Origin of the sequence: Methylobacterium sp. J-076, from assembly GCF_022829405.1 — a bacterium.
Classification (GTDB): Bacteria; Pseudomonadota; Alphaproteobacteria; order Rhizobiales; family Beijerinckiaceae; genus Methylobacterium.
Window position 1 is genome coordinate 1 of the sequence record NZ_JAKSXW010000140.1, and the last position, 21151, is coordinate 21151.

At 70.2% G+C, this 21151-nt stretch carries 22 protein-coding genes, 1 tRNA gene and 1 pseudogene; 13 read left to right on the forward strand and 11 right to left on the reverse strand.

All coding sequences use genetic code 11. The features are described from left to right. Positions 1 to 181 (reverse strand): annotated as a pseudogene (locus MKK53_RS18270) (sugar transporter); the annotation flags it as partial. 386 nt (positions 182 to 567) lie between these two features. On the opposite strand from MKK53_RS18270, the gene MKK53_RS18275 reads away from it, so the two are divergent. Then, on the forward strand, positions 568 to 1911 hold the full coding sequence (locus tag MKK53_RS18275; protein ID WP_243930135.1) for a capsule biosynthesis protein: 1344 nt from the start codon (positions 568 to 570) through the stop codon (positions 1909 to 1911). Positions 1912 to 1980: 69 nt separating this feature from the next. Here the strand turns inward: MKK53_RS18275 and MKK53_RS18280 are convergent, their stop codons facing one another. Continuing rightward, positions 1981 to 3957 carry a capsular polysaccharide biosynthesis protein gene (locus tag MKK53_RS18280; protein ID WP_279599131.1) on the reverse strand — a complete coding sequence of 659 codons (1977 nt, stop codon included), beginning with the start codon at positions 3955 to 3957 and terminating at the stop codon, positions 1981 to 1983. 390 nt (positions 3958 to 4347) lie between these two features. On the opposite strand from MKK53_RS18280, the gene MKK53_RS18285 reads away from it, so the two are divergent. Next, on the forward strand, positions 4348 to 5106 hold the full coding sequence (locus tag MKK53_RS18285) for an SDR family NAD(P)-dependent oxidoreductase (protein WP_243930136.1): 759 nt from the start codon (positions 4348 to 4350) through the stop codon (positions 5104 to 5106). Continuing rightward, complete coding sequence (locus MKK53_RS18290; RefSeq protein WP_243930137.1) at positions 5103 to 5957, forward strand: formyltransferase family protein; 855 nt, start codon at positions 5103 to 5105, stop codon at positions 5955 to 5957. Before MKK53_RS18285 ends, MKK53_RS18290 begins: the two co-directional genes overlap by 4 nt. Before the next feature lie 94 nt (positions 5958 to 6051). Here MKK53_RS18290 and MKK53_RS18295 read toward each other — a convergent pair whose 3' ends face one another. After that, a complete protein-coding gene (locus tag MKK53_RS18295) occupies positions 6052 to 7452 on the reverse strand; it encodes an amino acid permease (RefSeq protein ID WP_243930138.1) in 1401 nt (466 codons plus the stop codon). A gap of 324 nt (positions 7453 to 7776) precedes the next feature. Here MKK53_RS18295 and rpsO point away from each other — a divergent pair, with 324 nt between their 5' ends. From rpsO to MKK53_RS18315, 4 genes are all read left to right on the forward strand, one after another. Continuing rightward, positions 7777 to 8046 carry a 30S ribosomal protein S15 gene (gene rpsO / locus MKK53_RS18300; RefSeq protein WP_243930139.1) on the forward strand — a complete coding sequence of 90 codons (270 nt, stop codon included), beginning with the start codon at positions 7777 to 7779 and terminating at the stop codon, positions 8044 to 8046. Positions 8047 to 8243: 197 nt separating this feature from the next. After that, positions 8244 to 10472, forward strand: coding sequence for a polyribonucleotide nucleotidyltransferase (gene pnp / locus MKK53_RS18305; RefSeq protein WP_243930140.1), 2229 nt, complete (start codon positions 8244 to 8246; stop codon positions 10470 to 10472). Between the two features lie 147 nt (positions 10473 to 10619). Beyond that, a complete protein-coding gene (locus tag MKK53_RS18310) occupies positions 10620 to 11264 on the forward strand; it encodes a glutathione S-transferase family protein (protein ID WP_243930141.1) in 645 nt (214 codons plus the stop codon). Positions 11265 to 11337: 73 nt separating this feature from the next. Then, positions 11338 to 11559, forward strand: a complete 222-nt coding sequence (locus MKK53_RS18315; protein ID WP_243930142.1) for a YgaP-like transmembrane domain — start codon at positions 11338 to 11340, stop codon at positions 11557 to 11559. Positions 11560 to 11628: 69 nt separating this feature from the next. On the opposite strand, the gene MKK53_RS18320 is transcribed toward MKK53_RS18315, so the two are convergent. After that, a complete protein-coding gene (locus MKK53_RS18320) occupies positions 11629 to 11892 on the reverse strand; it encodes a GlsB/YeaQ/YmgE family stress response membrane protein (protein ID WP_243930143.1) in 264 nt (87 codons plus the stop codon). Between the two features lie 215 nt (positions 11893 to 12107). Here MKK53_RS18320 and MKK53_RS18325 point away from each other — a divergent pair, with 215 nt between their 5' ends. Beyond that, complete coding sequence (locus tag MKK53_RS18325; RefSeq protein WP_243930144.1) at positions 12108 to 12464, forward strand: RidA family protein; 357 nt, start codon at positions 12108 to 12110, stop codon at positions 12462 to 12464. Positions 12465 to 12466: 2 nt separating this feature from the next. Beyond that, positions 12467 to 13597 carry a polyamine ABC transporter substrate-binding protein gene (locus MKK53_RS18330; protein ID WP_243930145.1) on the forward strand — a complete coding sequence of 377 codons (1131 nt, stop codon included), beginning with the start codon at positions 12467 to 12469 and terminating at the stop codon, positions 13595 to 13597. Between the two features lie 164 nt (positions 13598 to 13761). Here MKK53_RS18330 and MKK53_RS18335 read toward each other — a convergent pair whose 3' ends face one another. Further along, positions 13762 to 14169, reverse strand: a complete 408-nt coding sequence (locus MKK53_RS18335) for a DUF3597 domain-containing protein (RefSeq protein ID WP_243930146.1) — start codon at positions 14167 to 14169, stop codon at positions 13762 to 13764. A gap of 748 nt (positions 14170 to 14917) precedes the next feature. On the opposite strand from MKK53_RS18335, the gene MKK53_RS18340 reads away from it, so the two are divergent. Further along, positions 14918 to 15001 (forward strand) — tRNA-Tyr (locus MKK53_RS18340). A gap of 88 nt (positions 15002 to 15089) precedes the next feature. Here MKK53_RS18340 and ruvC read toward each other — a convergent pair. Continuing rightward, complete coding sequence (gene ruvC, locus MKK53_RS18345) at positions 15090 to 15725, reverse strand: crossover junction endodeoxyribonuclease RuvC (protein ID WP_243930212.1); 636 nt, start codon at positions 15723 to 15725, stop codon at positions 15090 to 15092. 107 nt (positions 15726 to 15832) lie between these two features. On the opposite strand from ruvC, the gene MKK53_RS18350 reads away from it, so the two are divergent. Then, the gene (locus MKK53_RS18350) at positions 15833 to 16408 is read left to right on the forward strand and encodes a peroxidase-related enzyme (RefSeq protein ID WP_243930147.1); all 576 of its coding nucleotides are present in this window, start codon (positions 15833 to 15835) and stop codon (positions 16406 to 16408) included. Positions 16409 to 16412: 4 nt separating this feature from the next. On the opposite strand, the gene MKK53_RS18355 is transcribed toward MKK53_RS18350, so the two are convergent. Beyond that, on the reverse strand, positions 16413 to 16733 hold the full coding sequence (locus MKK53_RS18355) for a YnfA family protein (protein ID WP_243930148.1): 321 nt from the start codon (positions 16731 to 16733) through the stop codon (positions 16413 to 16415). 127 nt (positions 16734 to 16860) lie between these two features. Here MKK53_RS18355 and MKK53_RS18360 point away from each other — a divergent pair, with 127 nt between their 5' ends. Together MKK53_RS18360 and MKK53_RS18365 are read left to right on the forward strand one after the other, a co-directional pair. Next, positions 16861 to 17256, forward strand: a complete 396-nt coding sequence (locus MKK53_RS18360; RefSeq protein ID WP_243930149.1) for a cupin domain-containing protein — start codon at positions 16861 to 16863, stop codon at positions 17254 to 17256. Between the two features lie 46 nt (positions 17257 to 17302). Continuing rightward, positions 17303 to 18292, forward strand: a complete 990-nt coding sequence (locus MKK53_RS18365) for a tyrosine recombinase XerC (RefSeq protein ID WP_243930150.1) — start codon at positions 17303 to 17305, stop codon at positions 18290 to 18292. A 48-nt stretch (positions 18293 to 18340) separates the two neighbouring features. On the opposite strand, the gene lpdA is transcribed toward MKK53_RS18365, so the two are convergent. The 4 genes from lpdA to MKK53_RS18385 all read right to left on the reverse strand — a co-directional run bounded on the left by lpdA (position 18341) and on the right by MKK53_RS18385 (position 21122). Continuing rightward, positions 18341 to 19741, reverse strand: a complete 1401-nt coding sequence (gene lpdA / locus MKK53_RS18370) for a dihydrolipoyl dehydrogenase (protein ID WP_243930151.1) — start codon at positions 19739 to 19741, stop codon at positions 18341 to 18343. A 64-nt stretch (positions 19742 to 19805) separates the two neighbouring features. Then, positions 19806 to 20561 (reverse strand): SDR family oxidoreductase, encoded by a 756-nt coding sequence (locus MKK53_RS18375; protein WP_243930152.1) that lies wholly within the window; start codon positions 20559 to 20561, stop codon positions 19806 to 19808. A 22-nt stretch (positions 20562 to 20583) separates the two neighbouring features. Next, positions 20584 to 20874 (reverse strand): DUF2442 domain-containing protein, encoded by a 291-nt coding sequence (locus MKK53_RS18380; protein ID WP_243930153.1) that lies wholly within the window; start codon positions 20872 to 20874, stop codon positions 20584 to 20586. Continuing rightward, the gene (locus tag MKK53_RS18385; RefSeq protein ID WP_243930154.1) at positions 20871 to 21122 is read right to left on the reverse strand and encodes a DUF4160 domain-containing protein; all 252 of its coding nucleotides are present in this window, start codon (positions 21120 to 21122) and stop codon (positions 20871 to 20873) included. Before MKK53_RS18385 ends, MKK53_RS18380 begins: the two co-directional genes overlap by 4 nt. Between the last annotated feature and the right edge of the window lie 29 nt (positions 21123 to 21151).

The window sequence follows — 21151 nt, forward strand, 5'->3', positions numbered from 1 at the left end:
CGGCGGGGGTGACGTCGATGATCTCGTAGCGGGCCAGCAGGCCGCCGCCGGCCTCGGGCACCTCCGCCCCCGCCTGGATCGCCGTGGCCGTCGGTCCCGCCGCGGGCAGGAGCGTGCAGCCCGACAACGCCGCCGCGGCGATGCAGGCCGACGAGACGGCAAGGTTGCCCAAACGCATCATCCAGAAATCCGTTGTGCCGGGCCCGTCGACGCGGCCCGCCGACCCATAAGCGGTCGTGAAGACTGCTATCAGCTTAACGGTGAATTGAGGCCGGTTCGAGGATCGCAACTCATTGGCCGGACGAGCGTGCCCTCTCGGCAACAATGCCGCCCGACCCACCGCCCTTTCGTCCCGCGACCATCATGCTGCCGCGTTTTCCGCGCCAGGACGGAGACAGGAATGCGGTGGCGACCGGCGCGACGACGCGTCGACCCCGCCCAGACGGTGCGCGATCGGAAAGTGTTGCTTTCATGGCATTGATCCCCGCTCACGGCTCTGTAGCCTCTCCCCTGGACGACGATGCCGCGCGCAGCCTTCGCGACGCCGGCCGGATGGGCGGCGGTGACATGAGCAACGAGCGCAGCGCGCCTCCGAAGGCCGGCCAGCGTCAGGCCGGGCGGCAGGTCTTCCTGTTCCTGCAGGGGCCGATCACCCCGTATTTCGCGCATACCGCCGACGCCCTCGAGGCGCGCGGCCACCGTTGCCTGCGGGTCAACCTGTGCTTCGGCGACACGCTGTTCTGGCGCCGCCCCGGCGCCGTCAACTACCGCGGCCGCCGGGAGAACTGGCCCGCCTTCATCGCCGATCTGATCGACCGCGAAGGCGTGACCGACCTGATGCTCCTCGGCGAGCAGCGCTTCTACCACAAGGTGGCGATCGCGGCGGCCAAGGCCCGGAACCTCAACGTCACCGTCACCGATTTCGGGTACCTCCGGCCGGACTGGATCACCCTGGAGCGGGACGGCATGTCGGGGGACAGCTGCTTCCCCCGCGATCCCGAGGCGGTGATGGCGCTGGCCGAGGGCCTGCCCGAGCCGGACCTGGAGCCGCGCTTCAAGGACAGCTTCAAGACCCAGGTGTTATGGGACATCGCCTACCACATGCTCACCAACTGGCTGTGGTTCCTGTTCCCGTTCTACCGGTCCCACCAGCTCTACCACCCGGCGCTGGTCTATATCGGCACGGGCCTGCACATCCTGCGGGCGAAGTTCAGCACGCCGAAGGTCGATCGCTACGTCGACACGCTGAAGGCGGAGAAGGCCCCGTACTACGTGCTGCCCCTGCAGATGGAGAACGACTTCCAGCTCAGGGCCTATTCGCCGTTCTTCGACTTCAAGGCGCCGATCCACACGGTGGTCGCCTCCTTCGCCAAGCACGCCCCGGCCAATACCCGCCTCCTCATCAAGGCCCATCCCCTCGATCCGGGCATGCGCAACTGGGCGCGGATCGTGCGGCGCTCGGCGGCCAAGCACAACGTGTCCGGCCGGGTGGACTTCGTGGACGGCGGCAACCTCGCGATGATGCTCGATGCCTCGAAGGGCTGCATCACGGTCAACAGCACGGTGGGCCTCTGGGCCATGCGCGTGGCGGTGCCGACGATCACCCTCGGCACGGCGGTCTACGACATCGAGGGCCTGACCTTCCAGGGATCCCTCGACCGGTTCTGGACGGAGGCGCGCCCGCCCCGGAAGGACCTCTGGCACGCCTTCGTGCGGGCCATCGTCGGCCACATCCAGATCCGCGGCGTGTACTACGCCAAGGAAGGCCTCGCCGCGGCCGTCCAGGCGACGGCCTCCCGCCTCGACCTGACCGAGGGCGCGTGGCTGGAGATGCGCTCCCGCGCCCGGCGCAGCGCACCGGCCGGGGAGCCCGCCCTCCCCGAGCACGGCTTCGGCCTCCAGAACGTCTGAAAGACCGGGCCCGCCGAGGGGAGATCCCTCCGGCGGGATCCCCCCGCGGTAATCCCCGCGGGGGGACGGCTACCGCCGCCTGAGCAGGTGCCGCGAGGCCAGCGACCAGACCTGCTTCATCGCCGCCTCCACGGTCGGCTCCCGGCGCGTCAACCCCGCATCGCCCTCGGCCAGGCGCTGGATGATCAACTCCGGCGGGCAGGGCAGGCCGGTGCGCGGATCGACGTAGTGCGGGTAGACGATGAGCGCCGCGGCGACCAATTCGTCGAGGGTGATCCTCCGGGTTCGGCGCGGGCAGGCGGGGCTCTCGGTGAGGCCCCAGCCGGCGTAGAACGGCAGCCCGTGGGTGGTGACGCTCTTGCCCCGCAGCAGCGCCTCGAAGCCGATCAGCGACGAGATCGTCTCGACATGGTCGCTCGCGTCGATGGCGTCGGCCGCCGAGACGTCGCGCAGGACGATGTCGGCCAGCGCCGAGACCGCCTCCGGCGGGACCCGGCCGGGGCGCAGGCCCGCCTCCACGTCCGGATGCGGCTTGAAGGCGATCACGGCGTCCGGGTGGCGCTCGCGGGCGAGGCGCAGGAGGTCGGCGTTCCGGGTCACCGTCGCCGCGCAGAGCTTGACCGAGGCGTCGTTCTCCACCTGCCCGGCGACGAGCACCACCCGGCCCGGCCGCGGCATCGGCGGCAGGGCCGCGGCGCCGACATTGTACTTGCTGAGCCGGGCCTCCACGACCGCCACCCGCAGGCGCTGCGCCCGCTCCAGCACGTCGGCGGGAAAGCCGCCCCGCTCCAGCAGGGTCTCCAGGTCGCTGGGCGCCGTGGCGTCGTAGTAGATGCCGGTGGCGTCGACCACGTGCGAGGCGCCGGGCCGCAGGGCGACGCCGAGCCCGATGGAGCGGATGAACCCGTCCTCCATGCGCAGCAGAGGCACCTGCGCCTTGCCGCAGGCCCGCGCGAGGTTCAGCGGCGCGCGGCTCGCCCAGGCCACCACCCGCTCATAGCGGGCGATCTCGGCGGGCTTCGGATCGTGGCGCGGCGCGGCGATGGCGGGCACCCGGCCTGGCGAGGCCAGGGCCTGGGCCAGCCAGCGCCGCTTCCACGACGCGAAGCCGATGCACAGCGTCCGGGGGGCGTTGGCGCGCTGCTCCTCGACGATGAGGCGCAGGATCGCCGCCGCCTCCTCGAACCGGCAGCTCTCGCCGCCATAGGGTTCGAAGTAGCGCGAACAGATGAGGTAGGCGCCCGCGAAGACCTCGGCGGGGGTGCGTGCCCGGGTCCGGCGGATGGGGTCCAGCCGGTCGTCGGTGAAGCCCCAGCCGGCGTAGAACGGCACGCCGAAGCAGGCGACCGGGCGCCCGGCCAGGGCCGCCTCGAACCCGATATGGCTCGTGACGACGTAGAGCCGGTCCGCCGCCTCGATGGCCGACCACGCCTCGACGGGCTGCGTGACGACCTGCGCGCCCGATGCCTCGATCTCGGCCCTGGCGAGGTGGCCGCCGGTGCCCGGCCGGGCGGCCGGATCCATCACGACCACCCGGTCCGCCTCCGGGTGCTCGGCGGCGGCGGCGGCGAGCATGGTCGAGAACGCCGTCTCGCTGGCGAGGCCGAAGCCGATGGTCGGGTCCCTCGGCACCTGATCCACGATGACCACGAGGGGCCGGGTGCGGTCGCGCGTGGCCAGGAGAGCCGCGAGGTCGGCCCGGCGGGGGTCGTTGTCCAGGCTCAGGCGCGCCTTGCGCAGGAGGGCGATGCCGGCCTCGGCGCGGGTGAGGATCTCGTCGCTCTCCCAGCCGCCTTCCTGCAGCATCGTCTCCAGTTCGCTGCGCGCCGTGGCGTCGTAATAGATGCCGAGCCCGTCGATGATGGAGCTCAGCGGCCGCAGCGTGCGCGCGCCGGGCAGGCGGAGGAAGCCCTCGTCCCAGCGGTCGGCATGGCCGACCCGGCGGGAGACCGGCTCGCTTCCCAGGCGCCGCACCGGACGGCCCCCGGGCATCTCACGCTCCGAGAGTGTCCGCGGCCACAGGCGCTTGAGCTTGCCACCTTCCATCCGAATGTCATCCATCTCCGGAGCTGAGAGAGCCTTGCCTGCCGAGGGGACGTGCGGCTCGAAACGGCGGGTGCGGGGGAAACCGAGACCGGTGCCGCGCGACCCGAATGTGTCGCCGTCGGGCATAGCACCAGAGCGGCCCGCGCCGAAATCGGCTTCCCCTCCGGCGGGGAGCACTCTACGAGGCCCGCGGCGGGGGGCGTTCCATATCGCCGTCACAGCGTCAAGCGAAGCGGAGGCGACCACCGGCCCGGCCGGCGGCGGGCTCGTGCGGGGAAGGTCGGGCGCGCCGCGCGCCGGAGACGGGAAGGCGGGGATGATGGCGGGACCAATCAGTGCAGGGCCGGGCGGCGTTTGCCCCGCCGCGGCCCGCCGCCGGATCGTCGCCCGGTGAGGACGATCGTCATCACGGGGGCATCGAGCGGGATCGGCGCCGCCCTCGCCCGCCACTACGCCGCGGCCGGCACCCGCCTCATCCTCGTGGCGCGCAACGCGACGCGCCTCGAACGCGTGGCCGAGGAATGCCGCGCCCGGGGCGCCATCGCCGAGGCGGCGCAGGGCGACACCCGCGACCGGGCGGCGATCCGCACGCTCCTGCGTGAGGTGGATGCCCGCACGCCCATCGACCTCGTGGTGGTCAACGCGGCGATCAACGGCGGCGGGCGCGAGGGCCGGGTCGAGACCGAGGAGACCGCCTTCGAGACCGCCGACACCAATTACACCGGCTCGCTCAACGTGATGCTGCCGGCGCTGAGCCTGATGCTCGAACGGGGCCGGGGGCAGATCGCGCTGATGTCGTCATTGGCCGCCTACGCGCCGCTGGCCGACGCCCCGACCTATAGCGGGGCCAAGGCGGCCCTCGTCGCCCACGGCCTCGCCCTGCGCCAGAAGGTCCGCCCCCTCGGCGTGAAGATCAGCGTGGTGACGCCGGGCTACGTGAAGACGCCGATGGGCGGCGAGCTGAAGGGGTGGCGTCCCCTGGAGATGAGCGCCGACCGGGCGGCCGTGGTCATCGCCCGGGGCCTCGCCCGCGACCGCGACGTGGTCTCCTTCCCCCTGCCGCTGGCCGTCCTGGCCCGTTCGGTGCTGCTGTTGCCCGAATGGGTGCGGCGGATCAGCCTGTCGGCTTTCCGGTTCAACAAACGGTGACGGCTTTGCGGATCGCCCTCCTCGTCCTCGAGGCCCTGCCGAACGCGAGGGTCGTGCGGCGGCTCGTCGCCGACCGGGCGCACGAGATCGTCCTCGTCGGCCTCTCCAACGCCGAGCGCCCGTCGAGCGGCGGCCTGACGGGGCAGGTGCGCCGCCACCTCTCCCGCTCGGGGGTGGGGATCCTGCCCTATCTGGCGGTGAATTTCGGCCTGCCGGACCTGCTGAGGCCCCTCGCCCCCCTCACCCAGATGGCGACCGGGAGCGGCGACCTCCCCGAGGCGACGCCCCTCGCCACCCTCTGCCAGCGGCTCGGAATCCGCACCGCGAAGGTGGACGACGTGAACGGGCCCGAGATGCACCGCGCCCTGCGGGAGGCCGCCCCGGACCTGATCCTCACCTACCATTTCGACCAGATCCTGAAGCCGGAGACCATCGCCCTGGCCCGGCTCGGCGGAATCAACGGCCATCCGGGGCTCCTGCCCCGCCACAGGGGGCCGGTGCCGACGATCCACGCTTTGGCGGACGGGCCCGAGACCTTCGGCATGACCCTCCACCGGCTGGCGGCGGCCATCGATGCGGGGGCGATCCTCGATCAGGAGGCGGTGCGCCTGCCCGCCGACGTGACGGCGACCCGCGCCGCGGTGATGCTGCACGCCCACGGGCGGGGGATGCTCGACCGGCTGCTCGACACGGTCGCCGCCACGGGCGCGCTGCCCGAGGGCAGGATGGCCGACGTGCTGCCCTACTGCCCGTTCCCCGACCGGGCGATGCTGGCCGGCCTCCGCCGCCGGGGCCTCCGGCTCACCGATGCGGCGGACCTCGCGGCGGCGGCGAAGCTGTCGCTGCGGTAGGGGCGGCCTCCGTCGTCCCCTCCCCGACTTCGCGGGCGGAGCGACGCCAGGCATGGTGGCGGGCGCCCCCGAACTCGGCGGGTGCGCGTCGGGTTCAGTCCGGTCGTGCTATCCCGCTCCGGCCGACGGCGCGCCTGCGCCCGTATCCGTAAAAGATCGCCAGCCCGATCCCGAGCCACGCGGCCAGCCGAAGCCACGTCTCCGGCGGCAGGGAGGCCATCAGGGCGAGGCAGGCCAGGAGGCCGAGCCCGGCCACGAGGTCGGCGGCCGGCACCCGGAACGGGCGCCTCCGGTCGGGCTGGGTCCGCCGGAGGATCGACACGCTCGCGCAGACGAGGCCGAAGGCCAGCAGGGTGCCGATGCTGACCAGTTCGCCGAGGACGTCGATGGGCACGAGGCCCGCCACCACGGCGGTGCAGAGCCCGATGGCCCACTGGCTTGCGGCCGGCACGCGGGTGCGGGGATGGACCCGCGCGAAGGCATCCGGCAGCAGGCCGTCCCGGGCCATGGCGTAGAAGATCCGGCCCTGGCCGTAGAGGGCCGTGAGCGTCGCGGTGGTGAGGCCGACCAGGGCGCCGAGCTTCACGAACAGGGCGAAGCTGGGATGGCCGATCCTGTCGACGGCGAGCGCGATCGGGTCCGGCACGCCGAGCTCTTGGTAGGGCACGAGGCCGGTGAGGATCGCCGCGACCGCGACGTAGAGCAGCGTGCTCAGGGCGAGGGACCCGAGCAGACCCACCGGGGCGTCGGACTGGGGGTCGCGGCACTCGCCGGCCGCCGTCGAGACCGTCTCGAAGCCGATGAAGGCGAAGAACACCACCGCCGCCCCGCGGAAGATCCCGCTCGTCCCGAAATGGCCGAAGGACCCGGTGTTCTCGGGCACGAAGGGGTGCCACAGGTCCGGCCTCACCGAGCCGGCGCCGAGGCCGACGAAGGCCAGGATGATCGCCACCTTCAGGGCGACCAGCGCCGCGTTGACGCCGGAGGCCGCGCGGATGCCCCGCGTCAGCAGGAGCGTGAGCGCGAGCACGATCCCCGCGGCGGGCAGGTCGATCACGCCCCCCGCCCCCGGCGCGGCGGCCAGCGCCCGCGGCAGGTGAAGGCCGAAATCGGCCATCAGGGATTGTGCGTAGCCCGACCATCCGGAGGCGACGGTGGCCGCCGCGAAGGCGAATTCGAGGACGAGGTCCCAGCCGACGATCCAGGCCGGCAGCAGGCCGAGGCTGACGCGGGTATAGGCGTAGGTGGAGCCGGCCTCCGGGATCATCGCCGCCAGCTCGGCGTAGCACAGGCCGACCAGCCCGCTGACGAGGCCGCCGACCACGAAGGACAGGATCAGCGCCGGCCCGGCATAGTGGGCCGCCGCGGTGCCGGTGAGCACGAAGATGCCCGCGCCGATCGTCCCCCCGAGGCCGATGCAGACGAGGCCGGGGGCGGTGAGCGCCCGGGCGAGGCCCCGCTCCGGTGTCGCGGCTATACCGTCCGTCATCGCCATCCCGGATCCCCCGCCCACTCGTCATCGTGCACGCAGCGACGCGCGAGGGGAGCGCCTCCCCCGCCCACGTCCCGCTTCCCCCGGTCGCGACGCCTGCGACGACGGCGGGCCCGCGCAATTCCCGGGCCCGGGCCCCCGCCGCGCCCCGGGGGTGGCAACCGCACCGGTTTCGTGTATGCATCGCCGGACCTCGACCCGGTGACGGGCGGGGCTTGAACCGCTTGCGGCAGACCGTGCTGGACGACATCCCGGCACAGGCCGTTCCGCAGGCAGCGGCGCTCCGATGGGGCGCTCTACCGAACTCAAAGACCCGAAAGGTATGCGATGTCGATCACGGCAGAGCGCAAGACCGCGCTCATCAAGCAGCACCGCACCGATGCGAAGGACACCGGCTCCCCCGAGGTGCAGGTGGCCATCCTCTCGGAGCGCATCTCCAACCTGACCGGCCACTTCAAGACCCACAGCAAGGACAACCATTCCCGCCGTGGCCTCCTGAAGCTGGTTTCCCAGCGCCGTTCGCTTCTGGATTACCTGAAGCGCAAGGACGAGTCGCGCTACCGCTCGCTCATCGAGAAGCTCGGCATCCGCCGCTGATTCTCCTTTGACGCGGCTCCGGGCTCCGGGGCCGCGTTCCACGATGGCAGGTCCGGGCATGGGGCTCGGGCAGGCCGCGGGCCGCTTCGAGGCACGAGAGCGGGGCAGGATCACAGGGGGCTTTCCGAAGCCTCCCGTCGTCTTGCCCCCGCCGTGCCGGGCCGGGCCCGCCGCATGAAGGCAAGGATAGACAGACCATGTTCGACGTACAACGCGAAGAGTTGATGTGGGGCGACCGTAAGCTCGTCCTCGAGACGGGCAAGGTGGCCCGCCAGGCGGACGGCGCCGTCGTCGCCACCTACGGCGAGACCTCGGTCCTCGCCTGCGTCGTCGGCGCCAAGGAGCCGAAGGCCGGCATCGACTTCCTCCCGCTCACCGTGAACTACCAGGAGCGCGCCTACGCCGCCGGCCGCATCCCGGGCGGCTACTTCAAGCGCGAAGGCCGCCCCTCGGAGAAGGAGACGCTGGTCTCCCGCCTCATCGACCGGCCGATCCGCCCCCTCTTCGTCGAGGGCTGGCGCAACGACACCCAGGTCACGGTCACGGTGCTGACCCACGACCTCGAGAACGACCCCGACATCGTCGCCATGGTGGCGGCCTCGGCGGCCCTCACCCTCTCGGGCGTGCCGTTCATGGGCCCGATCGGCGGCGCCCGCGTCGGCTACATCAACGGCGGCTACAAGCTGAACCCGCTGGTCACCGAGACCAAGGAGGAATCCTCCCTCGACCTCGTCGTCGCCGGCACCCAGGACGCCGTGCTGATGGTCGAGTCCGAGGCCAAGGAGCTCTCGGAAGACGTGATGCTCGGCGCCGTGATGTTCGGCCACAAGCACTTTCAGCCGGTCATCGAGGCGATCATCCGGCTGGCCGAGAAGGCCGCCAAGGAGCCGCGGGACTTCAAGGCCCCCGAGAACGCCGACGTGGAGTCGGCGGTGCTGGAGGTCTGCGAGGCCGAGCTGCGCGCCGCCTACACCAAGACCGTCAAGCAGGAGCGCTACGCCGCCGTCGACGTCGTGAAGACGAAGGTGATGGCCGCCCTCTGCGCCGAGGGTGCCGAGCGGTTCCCCGCCGAGAAGGTCAAGGCCGCCTTCAAGGAGGCCCAGTCGAAGGTGGTCCGCTGGAACATCCTCGACAGCGGCGCCCGGATCGACGGCCGTGACGTGAAGACGGTGCGCCCGATCCTCTCCGAGGTCGGCGTGCTGCCCCGCGCCCACGGTTCGGCCCTGTTCACCCGCGGCGAGACGCAGGCCCTCGTGGTCGCCACCCTCGGCACCGGCGAGGACGAGCAGTTCATCGACGCGCTGGAAGGCACCTACAAGGAGCGCTTCCTGCTCCACTACAACTTCCCTCCCTATTCCGTCGGTGAGACCGGCCGGATGGGCTCCCCGGGCCGCCGCGAGATCGGCCACGGCAAGCTGGCGTGGCGGGCGATCCGCCCGGTGCTGCCGCCGGCCCACGAGTTCCCGTACACGATCCGCGTCGTGTCCGAGATCACGGAGTCCAACGGCTCGTCCTCGATGGCCTCGGTCTGCGGCGGCTCCCTGTCGCTGATGGATGCGGGTGTCCCCCTGCGCCGTCCGGTGGCCGGCATCGCCATGGGCCTCATCCTCGAGGGTGAGCGCTTCGCGGTGCTGTCCGACATCCTCGGCGACGAGGATCACCTCGGCGACATGGACTTCAAGGTGGCCGGCACGGACGAGGGCGTGACCTCGCTCCAGATGGACATCAAGATCGCCGGCATCACCGAGGAGATCATGCGGGTCGCCCTCGACCAGGCGCGGGACGGGCGTGCCCACATCCTCGCCGAGATGGCTAAGGCCCTCACCGACGCGCGTCCCGAGCTCGGCGAGTATGCCCCGCGCATCGAGACCATGCAGATCCCCACGGACAAGATCCGCGACGTGATCGGCACCGGCGGCAAGGTGATCCGCGAGATCGTCGAGAAGACCGGCGCCAAGATCAACATCGAGGATTCCGGCACCGTGAAGATCGCCTCGGCCGACGGCAAGGCGATCAAGGCGGCCTATAACTGGATCCGCTCGATCGTCGCCGAGCCTGAGGCCGGCATGATCTACGACGGCACCATCGTGAAGTGCATGGAGTTCGGTGCCTTCGTGAACTTCTTCGGCGCCAAGGACGGTCTCGTCCACATCTCGGAGCTCGCCGCCCAGCGGGTCGCCAAGGTGACCGACGTCGTCAAGGAAGGCGACAAGGTGAAGGTGAAGTTCCTCGGTCAGGACGACCGCGGCAAGATCCGCTTGTCGATGAAGGTCGTCGATCAGCAGACCGGCGAGGACATCACCGAGAAGGTGAAGGCCGAGCGGGCCGATCGCGGTGAAGAGCCCCGCGAGCCTCGGGAGCCCCGCGAGGGCCGCGAGAACGGCAGCCGCCACCGCGGCGAGCGCCGCCGCGAAGCGGGCGAGTAATCGCCCCTTCCCCCTCCCCACACCGAAGTCGGAGCGCGGTCCCCCCCGGGGGCCGCGCTTTCGTTTTGGGCCCTGCCGCGGGCCGACATGACGCGGTGATCGCCCGTCCGGTAAACTCTTCCCTCAAGGCGAATCGCGGAGAGCGGCATGGCGGGCGAACTCGTTTTCTACACCCACCCGATGTCCCGCGGGCGAATGGTCCGCTGGATGCTGGAGGAGGTGGGCGCCCCCTATCGGACCGAATTGATGGCCTACGGCCCGTCCATGAAGGACGGGTCGTTCCGGGCGGTGAACCCCCTGGGGAAGGTGCCTGCGCTCCGCCATGGCGACGCGACCGTGACCGAGACGGCGGCGATCTGCGCCTACCTCGCCGACGCCTTCCCGGAGGCCGGGCTCGCCCCGCCGCCGGGCGATCCGGCGCGGGCGCCCTATTACCGTTGGCTGTTCTTCTGTGCCGGGCCGGTGGAGGCTGCGGTGACGAACAAGGCGCTCGGCGTCGTCGTCCCGGACGATCCGCGGATGCGCGGCATGGTGGGATACGGCTCCCTGCCGGAGGTGCTCGACGCCCTGGAGCGTGCGGTGACCGGGGTGCGCTGCGTGGCGGGGGACCGCTTCTCGGCGGCCGACCTCTACCTCGCCTCGCATCTCGGATGGGGCATGGCGTTCGGCGGCATCGAGAAGAGGCCAGCCTTCGAGACCTATGTCGCCGCGCACTACGGGCGGCCCGCGGCGGTGCGGGCACGGGCCATCGACGATGCCCTCCTCGCCGAGCCGCAGCGGGCGGGCGGCTGAGGTGAGGCCGACGGTACGCGGAACGCCCTGGCCCCCTCCGCGTTCGCCGTGCGACCCGTAGCGGAGGAACCTGATGGCCAACGACATGATCCACGACATCTTCAGCGGCGAGCCGAACCTGACCACCACGGAGCGGGCGGTCTCGGTGGCGCTCGGCCTCGGTATCGCGGCGGCGGCGGCCCAGCCGCGTCCGAACAAGTGGCTGAGCCTCGCGGCGCTGGTGGTCGGCGTCGGGCTGGCCATGCGCGGCGCGACGGGCCATTGCGCCGTCAAGGCGATCGCGCACGAGATCTGAGGCCGCCGGAACCGACAAAAAAAGGGGCGCCCTGGGGCGCCCCTTTTCTCGTCCCTCCGGGTGGAAGTCTCAGTAGGTCGTGGTGCGGCGGCTCGCGATGAAGCCGTAGATGAACAGCACGACCACGGCGCCGACGATGGCACCGATGAAGCCTGCCCCCTGGTTGGGCCCATACCAGCCCACCGCCTGGCCGATGAAGGTCGCCACGAAGGCGCCGACGATGCCGAGAATCGTCGTCAGGATGAAGCCCGCAGGCTCGTTCGGCCCGGGCATGATGAACTTGGCGATGACGCCCGCCAGAAATCCGATGATGATCGTCCAGAGAATGCCCATAAATCTCCCCGCGTTTGGGCCGCTGACGCCTTTTGAACGTCTGGCTTTTCCAACCGGTTGCCCGGAAGCGTCGCCGTAAGCGGGTTTTTTTTCGCAGGTTCCCGTCTGCGACAACGTTTGCCGGCCCGGCCCTTTACGCCGGGCCGTCCTCGACGGCAGATACGCCGCCGCCGGGCCGTCGTCCGTGACGGCCTCAGGACGGATGGAGAGAGCGTATGGCGATCAGGCGGATCGAGCCCGGGGCGCGGATGTCCCAGGGCGTGGTGTATGGCGATACCGTCTACTTGGCCGGGCAGGTGGCGAACGAGCCCGTCGGCATGGGCGTCACCGCCCAGACCCAGAACATCCTGGAGCAGATCGACCGGCTGCTCGCCGCCGCGGGCACCGACAAGGAGGGCCTCCTGACGGCCACGATCTACCTCGCCGACATCGCCCACTTCGCCGAGATGAACGCCGCCTGGGACGCCTGGGTGTCGAAGGACAACCCGCCGACCCGCGCCACCGTCGAGGCGAAGCTCGCCGCCCCCGAATATCTCGTGGAAATCGTCATCGTCGCCGCGCGGGCGGCCTGACCATGGCGGTCCGTCTCCCGGGGCGGGGGCGGCTCGCCGCCCTCGGCGCCTGCCTCGCCGTGGCGCTCGGCACGGCCCTGTTCGCCGGGGCCGCGCGCCCGGCGAGCGGGAAGGTCGTCAACATCTACAACTGGTCGGACTATATCGACCCGCAGGTGCTCGACGCCTTCACCCGGGAAACGGGCATCAAGGTCGTCTACGACACCTACGACAACAACGAGATTCTGGAGACGCGGCTCCTGGCCGGCCGCTCGGGCTACGACATCGTGGTCCCGTCCGGCCCCTATCTCCAGCGTCTCATCCGGGCGGGGGCCTTCCTGCCCCTCGATAAGGCGAGGCTGAAGAACCTCGGCAACCTCTGGCCGGAGATCACGAGCCGCCTCGCGGGCTACGATCCCGGCAACGTCTACGCCATCGATTACATGTGGGGCACCACCGGCATCGGCTACAACGTCGCCATGGTCCGGGAGAAGCTGGGCGCCGGCACGCCGGTCAATTCCTGGAACGTCGTGCTCAACCCCTCCTCGTCGGCCAAGCTGAAGGAGTGCGGGCTGATGATGCTCGACAGCCCGGAGGACCTGATCCCCAGCATGCTGCCGTTCTTCGGTGCCAAGGCGGACAGCAAGCGCTGGGACGACCTGACCCTCGTCACCGATGCGCTCTTCAAGGTGCGCGGCAACGTGCGGAAGTTCCATTCGTCGGAATACGTTCAGGCGCTCGCCAACGGCGACATCTGCATGGCCGTCGGTTATTCGGGCGACGTGCTGCAGGCGAAGAAGCGCGCGGACGAGGCCAACAACGGCGTCGAGGTCGCCTACGTGGTCCCCCGGGAGGGATCGCTGATGTGGTTCGATTCCTTCGCGATTCCGAAGGACGCGCCGCATCCCCAGGAGGCGCTGGCCTTCCTCGACTACATGATGCGGCCGGAGGTGGCGGCGGCGAACACGAACTTCGTGTCCTATGCCAGCGGCAACCTCGCCGCGAAAGCGCAGGTGAAGCCGGAGATCTTGAACAATCCCGGGATCTATCCGGACGAGGCGACGATGCAGCGCCTCTCGGTGAACACCGCCTGGGACGAGCGCACCCAGCGGTTCGTCACACGGCTGTGGACGCGGGTGCGGACGGGGCGCTAATGCATCGATCCAGACGAAGGCGTCAGCCGCGTCTGGATAAATTGATGCAAGACAAGGAGCTAGGGCAGATACGCATGAACGGAGTGAGTGCGTCCCTGCGCTAGAGCCGCCCCGCCCTGCCCCGTTCCCCCCGCGATCCGGGGATCGCGGGAGGGGGCCGGCGCCTAGTGCTTGAGGTCGTCCGGCACCTTGCCGCCGTTCTCGGCGAGCTTCTGCATCACCTGCTTGTGCAGCCAGATGTTCATGGAGGCCGAATCCTCCTTGTCGCCGGTGTAGTGCAACTCGTCGGCGAGCTGCTTGCGCGAGGCGAGGCCCGAATCGAGGCTCAGGAGCTTCATCAGGTCCACGATCGAGTGGCGCCAGTCGAGCTTCTGCGCGTTCTTCTCCGCCATCCCCGTGAGGACGGCCTCGACGTCCACCGGCTCGCCGCCGCCGCCGCCCCCTGCGCTGCCGGTCGGGGCAGGCGTGCTGGTCTGGCCGGAGCTGGACGTGGTCGCCGACGGAGACGCCTCCGCCTCTCCGCCGCCGAACGGGTGGAGGATCTTGCTGACGATGTTGCCGAGAAGGCTCATGGGGGTCTACTCCGTCCTGCACTGCGCCCGCTGCGGCGCAGTACCCCGACAACATGTCGCATCGCCCCAGCGTTCCACCAGGGGGCGCATCAGCGGGAACTGCGTAGGGCGACGCCCAGGAGGCAGAGGCCCACGACGAGGCAGACGCCGCTCCAGCGTTCGAGAAATCCCGCCCGCACGGGGTCCTTCAAGGACAAGGCGGCGAGAATCACGCCGGCCAGGAGGCTCCCCAGGCAGATCACGATCGCGAAAGCTTCGAATTCGGTATGAGCAGGCACCCTGCATCCATAGTTGCCAACGCAGCCTACGCGAAGCCAGAATTTACGAGTACGACTGCGTATTCGCAATGACCGATTGTATGAGACGATTCACATCACAAGTCGACCCAATGAATATCAATTCAAGTTGCTCGTAGCAGTATCGTACAATCACGAGTTGCTTCGTGTGTGTTCGCCGATCATGTGGGGTGGCCCGCGAGTACAGCGGGTCTGATCGATCGGGTTCTCTGCGTCGAGTGTTCGGCCGGACAAGACCTTGCACCTGAGACGGCGGCCCCCGGCACAGGCGCGGCGGCGCAATCCTTGGGCGCGACCCGGTTGCGCAAAGATCTGTCGTCCAATTGCCAAATGTGCCCGCCCGTCCCCCGCCGGTGGACGAACGGCGAAGGTTGCGGCCACGGAGCGTTGACAGGAGCCGACCCCCTGACCATAAGGGCGGCGCGGGGCGCCGAGCAGGCGTCTTCGACCTTGGGGGAATGTCCCGAGCGGCAAAGGGGGCGGACTGTAAATCCGCTGCGTAAGCTTCGTAGGTTCGAGTCCTACTTCCCCCACCAAGTTCTTCGCATCACCGCAGGCTCTTCGCATCACCAATGAGAGCGCAACGGTCCGGGTGACCGCGCGCCCGGGTGAGACGTTCGCCCTTCAGCGCGCCTTCGCCAGGGCGGCCTCGATCCGGGCGGCGGCGGCGGCGGAGTAGCCCTTCCCCTCCAGAGTCTGGCCCGCCTGCGCGACGCCCGACAGGTTGCGCGGTGCCCGGCCCGGCAGGTGGCGGGCCCGGAGGGCATGGGCGTCCCTGTGGCTCGAGTGGGTCACGGCGATGGCGAGGGCGTCCGCCGCGTCGGCCACGCGGAATTCCGCCTTCGGGAGCAGGAAGCGCACCATCGCCTGGATCTGCGCCTTGTCGGCATGGCCCGAGCCGGCCACCGTCTTCTTGATGAGGTTGGCCGCGTATTCGAACACCGGCACACCGGCCAAGGCCGGGATCAGCAGGGCCACGGCTCTGGCATGGCCGAGCTTGAGGGTGGCCTGCGCATCCTTGTTGACGAAGGTCTCCTCCACGGCGACCTCGTCCGGCTGAAGCGCGTCGCAGATCCGCTTCAAGCCCTCGAACAGCTCGCGCAGGCGCAGGGCCAGGGGCAGCTCGCCGTCGGAGGTGACGACCCCGCAATCGTGGTAGGTAAGGCTCGTTCCGCGGGCGGTGATCAGGCCCCAGCCGGTGCGGCGCAGGCCCGGATCGATCCCGAGGATCCGGATCGGCGTGTTCGTGCCCGTCTTCATGGCGGTGCTCATGGTGCGCTTTCAGGGCTGTCAGACACCCGGTTCGAGGACGACCGCCGGCGGGCCTCCCTAGCGCGATCGCCCGCCCCCGCCAAACGAGGACGACCATGCGCCAAGAGGGTCCGATCAGCCGTTTCCCGGTGCCGGCTCTGGCCGAGATGCCGGACGATCTGCGGGCGCGGATCGCGCAGGTGCAGGAGAAGGCGGGCTTCGTGCCCAACGTGTTTCTGGCCCTGGCCCACCGGCCCGACGAGTTCCGCGCCTTCTTCGCCTATCATGACGCCCTGATGGACCGGCCCGGTGGCCTCACCAAGGCGGAGCGGGAGATGATCGTGGTGGCCACCAGCGCGGCCAACCAGTGCCTCTACTGCGTGGTCGCCCATGGGGCGATCCTTCGGGTGCGGGCCAAGGACCCGCTCCTGGCCGACGAGATCGCGGTCAACTACGCCAAGGCCGCCATCACCCCGCGGCAGAAGGCGATGCTGGACTTCGCCGTGACGCTCGCCCGGGATCCCGGCGCGGTCGGTGCGGCGGACCACGCGGCCCTGGAGCGCGAGGGCTTCTCCGCCGACGACATCTGGGACATGGCCGCGATCACCGGCCTGTTCGCCCTGTCGAACCGCCTCGCCAGCGCCGCCGACCTCCGGCCCAACGGGGAGTTCTTCGGCATGGGCCGGGGCTGATCCCCTATCGCCCCCGGCCGGAGAGGATGAGCGCCGCGCCCGCGAGGCAGATCGCCCCGCCCAGCCCGTCCCGCATATCGGGCCGCTGCCCCTCGGCGAGCCACATCCACAGAAGCGAGGCGCAGATGTAGATGCCGCCATAGGCCGCGAAGGTGCGGCCGGCGGCCTCGCTCTCCACCAGCGTCAGGAGGCCGGCGAAGGCGATGAGCGAGACGGTGCCCGGAAGCGCCCACAGGGCCGAGCGCCCGAGGCGAAGCCACGCCCAGAAGGCGTAGCACCCGGCAATCTCCGCCAGCGCCGCCGCCGCATACACCGCGTATGACATGATACAAAATACACTAAGTTTCTTTGTCTATCATATGCTTTTTGCGACTTGTGTCACCCGAAAGAGATACGTCCATATCAACATAGGTGAATATAACCGTACGGTTGGACGATAAAGGGTGGATCTCGTGGAGATCAGACGGAGCGGTGCGCGGTCGTGCAGGATCGGGACCGAGGAGTGGTTCACGGGCCGCGTCGAGATCGATCCCCTGTTCGGCCCCACGGACGCCTCGCGGGCGGGAGGGGCCTGGGTCACCTTCCAGCCCGGGGCACGGACGGCGTGGCACACCCACCCCCTCGGCCAGGCGCTGATCGTCACCGCCGGGGTGGGCTGGGCGCAATCGCGGGGCGGACCGGTGGAAGAGATCAGGCCGGGGGACGTGGTGTGGTTCGGCCCGGACGAGATGCATTGGCACGGGGCGAGCGATACTGTGCCGATGAGCCACATCACCGTGCAGGAGGCCTTCTACGGCTCCCCCGTCGTCTGGCACGGCAAGGTATCGGACGCGGATTACCGGCGCTGACGCCACTGGAAGCGGGGCGTTAACGGCGGCGGGTTCTGATGGGCCCATGCACCCCGCGCCAGACCACGCCGCCATCGCCGCCTCCCTGCTCCCGCCGGGGGGTGCGGATCTCCGCAGGGCGATCGAGGGCTGGAGGGTGGCCCTCGCGCAGGAGCGCCGGATGGCCGACAACACGGTCGAGGCCTATACCCGCGACCTGCGCCAGTTCCTCACCCACCTCGTCGGGCGGCGGGGTGTCCCCACGATCTCCCTGCTCACCGACCTCAAGGTCCGGGACATCCGCGCCTTCATGGCGGCCCGGCGGGCCGACGAGATCTCCGGCCGCTCGCTGATGCGGATGCTGGCGGGGCTGCGCTCCTTCGCCCGCCATCTGGAGCGGGAGGGCCACGGGACGGTCTCGGCGCTCGCGGCGGTGCGGTCCCCGAAGGTGCCGCGGCGCCTGCCGCGCCCCCTGCCCATGGCGGCCGCGGTGGCCCTGACGGATGTCGCCACCCGGGCCGGTGAGGACCGCGAGCCCTGGATCCTCGCCCGCGACGCCGCTGTCCTGGCCCTGCTCTACGGCGCGGGCCTGCGCATCTCAGAGGCCCTGGGCCTTCGGCGGATCGACGCCCCCGTCCCCGGCACGGATCAGGTGACGGTGCTCGGCAAGGGTGGAAAGGAACGGATGGTGCCGATCCTGCCGGTGGTGGCCGAGGCGGTGGCCGCCTACCTCGCCGCCTGTCCGCTGCCCCTGCCGCCGGAGGGGCCGCTCTTCGTCGGCGCCCGGGGCGGCCCGCTTTCGCCGCGGATCATCCAGTATGCCGTCGCCCGCCTGCGGGGCTCCCTCGGCCTGCCGGATGGCGCGACGCCCCATGCCCTGCGCCACTCCTTCGCGACGCATCTGCTGGCGCGCCAGGGCGAGCTGCGGGCGATCCAGGAGTTGCTCGGCCACGCCTCCCTCTCGACCACGCAGCTCTACACGCAGGTCGACGGGGCCCGCCTGATGAGCGCCTACGAGGCCGCACATCCGCGGGCGCGGATGCGGGCGGCAACGTGAGTAGCGCCCTTCCGCCCCCGAAGCCGGGGCGGGAGGGCCATGGTCGCCTCACACGTGGATGGCGCGCTTGGACACCGCCAGGGCGGCTTCCTTGATCGCCTCGGTGAGGGTCGGATGGGCGTGGCAGGTGCGGGCGATGTCCTCCGACGAGGCGCCGAACTCCATCGCCACCGCCACCTCGGCGATGAGGTTGCCCGCATCCGCCCCGACGATATGGACGCCGAGCACCCGGTCGCTCTGCGCGTCGGCCAACACCTTCACGAAGCCGTCCGTGGTGCCGTTGGCCTTGGCGCGGCCGTTGGCGGTGAAGGGGAACTTGCCGACGTTGTAGGCGGTGCCGGCCTTCGTCAGCTCCTCCTCGGTACGGCCGACCGAGGCCACCTCGGGGAAGGTGTAGACGACGTTCGGGATCACCTCGTAGTTCACGTGGCCCGACTGCCCGGCCAGGATCTCGGCCACCGCGACGCCCTCGTCCTCGGCCTTGTGGGCGAGCATCGGCCCGGCGATCACGTCGCCGATGGCGTAGATGCCGGTGACGTTCGTGGCGAAGTGCGAATCCACCAGGATCCGGCCCTTCTCGTCCTTCTGGACGCCGGCATTCTCCAGGCCCAGGCCCTCGGTGTAGGGCACCCGCCCGATGCAGACGAGCACGACATCGGCCTGAAGCGTCTCGGCGGCGCCGCCCGCCGCCGGCTCGACGGTGACGCTCGCGCCCTTCTTGCCGACTTCGACGCCGGTCACCTTGGTGGACAGGCGGAATTCCATGCCCTGCTTGCCGAGGATGCGCTGGAACTGCTTGCCGACCTCGCCGTCCATGCCGGGCAGGATCCGGTCGAGATACTCGACCACCGTCACCTCCGCCCCGAGGCGCCGCCAGACCGAGCCCAGTTCCAGGCCGATGACGCCCGCGCCGATGACGAGGAGCTTCGTCGGCACCTGATCCAGCTCAAGGGCGCCGGTGGAGGAGACGACGACCTTCTCGTCCACCGTGATGCCCGGCAGGTTCGCCACGTCCGAGCCCGTCGCGATGACGACGTTCTTGGTCTCCAGCATCCGGTTGCCGCCGTCCTCGGACAGCACCTCGACGCGCCCCGCCCCGGCGATCCGGGCGGTGCCGTGGAAGGTATCGACCTTGTTCTTCTTCAGCAGGAACTCGACGCCCTTGGTGTTGCCGGCGACGCCCTCGGCCTTGAAGCCCATCATCTTCTTCAGGTCGAGCTTCACGCCGCTCACCTCGATGCCGAGGGTGCCGAAGTGCTTGGTGGCCTCCTCGAACGCCTCGGAGGCGTGCAGCAGCGCCTTCGACGGGATGCAGCCGACGTTGAGGCAGGTGCCCCCATGGGTCGCCCGTTTCTCGACGACGGCGGTCCGCAAGCCGAGCTGCGCCGCGCGGATCGCGCAGACGTAACCGCCGGGGCCGGTGCCGATGACGACGAGGTCGTAGGACATGGTGGTTCGTTTCCTTCGCTCCGGCCGCGGGGCCGGACGGGTTGTCCGCGCGCGGATGTGGCGGTCAGCGACCGCCGGAAATGTCGAGGTTGGCGCCCGTCATGTAGGCGGCCTCGTCCGAGAGGAGCCACACGATCGGTGCCGCCACCTCCTCGGCCGTGCCGGCCCGGCCCATCGGCTGGTCCGGCCCCATGCGCGCGACCCTGTCGGGCTGGCCGCCGCTCGCATGGATCTCCGTATCGATGATTCCCGGTGACACGGCGTTGACACGGATCCCCTCCCCCGCGACCTCCCGGGCGAGGCCGCGTGTGAAGGTGTCGATGGCGCCCTTGGAGGCGGCGTAATCGACATACTGACCGGGTCCGCCGAGGCGCGCCGCGGCCGAGGACACGTTGACGATTCCCCCGCCCCGACCGCCGTGCCCCGTGGACATCCGCCGCACCGCCTCGCGGGCGCAGAGGAAGCTGCCGACGACGTTGGTGGTCATCATCCGCTGGAGCCGCGCGGCGCTCATCTCGGTCACGCGGGCGGCGACATCGACGACGCCGGCATTGTTGATCAGCGCCGTGACGGTGCCGAGCCGGTCCGCCGCCTCGAACAGGGCGACCACGTCCGCCTCGACGCCGACATCCCCGCGCACGGCGACGGCCGTGCCGCCCCTGCCCGTGATCGCCTCCACCACCGCCCGGGCGGCGGCGTCATCGGACACGTAACTGAGGGCCACCGCGTAGCCCCGCTCGGCGAGCAAGAGCGACACGGCGCGGCCGATGCCGCGGCTGCCGCCTGTGACGACGGCGACGGATGGGGATTGTCCGCTCACGTCCGCGCTCCTGAGCTTCCTGTCAGCCGACCATCAGTTTGTGAATTTCTGCCTGCCGCTCACAGTCGCGACGCAGACCGTCTGCACTGAGATCGACCACGTATCCGCTGTCATCGGTCCAGCTGATCGAGTGGCCGTACTCGTCGATGCGGACCGTACGAAAATTCTCCGGCGTGCGAAGCCACCCGAAGACCTTGCCTTTGGCAAGAAGCGGGCGAAGATCGACCACGCCTTCGTAGCCATCGACGAAGACCAGTTTCAGCACGCCGTGGATGACCGGCTCGGCCGACGTAACCCGCGGCAACCGCTTCATGCGATCGGCTCCACCTTCTCCTGAGACGTGGCTTGTATGAATGCCCGACGAAGTGCGTCTTGCCGAGTCGCGGCCCAGCGCAAAACCTTCTTCCGTTTGGCGACAGGAAGGAAGCCTTCGGTCACGGTCAACGTTTCGATGTCGATGACGGCCCGATGCTCGGCGAACCAAGCGTGGAAATGGGGTGGCGGATGCTCGTTCGCGTAGAGCATGATCCGCACCCCATCCAGTTCCGCCACGACCGGCATGGGTCACATCGGTCGCCGCGCCGCCCGCG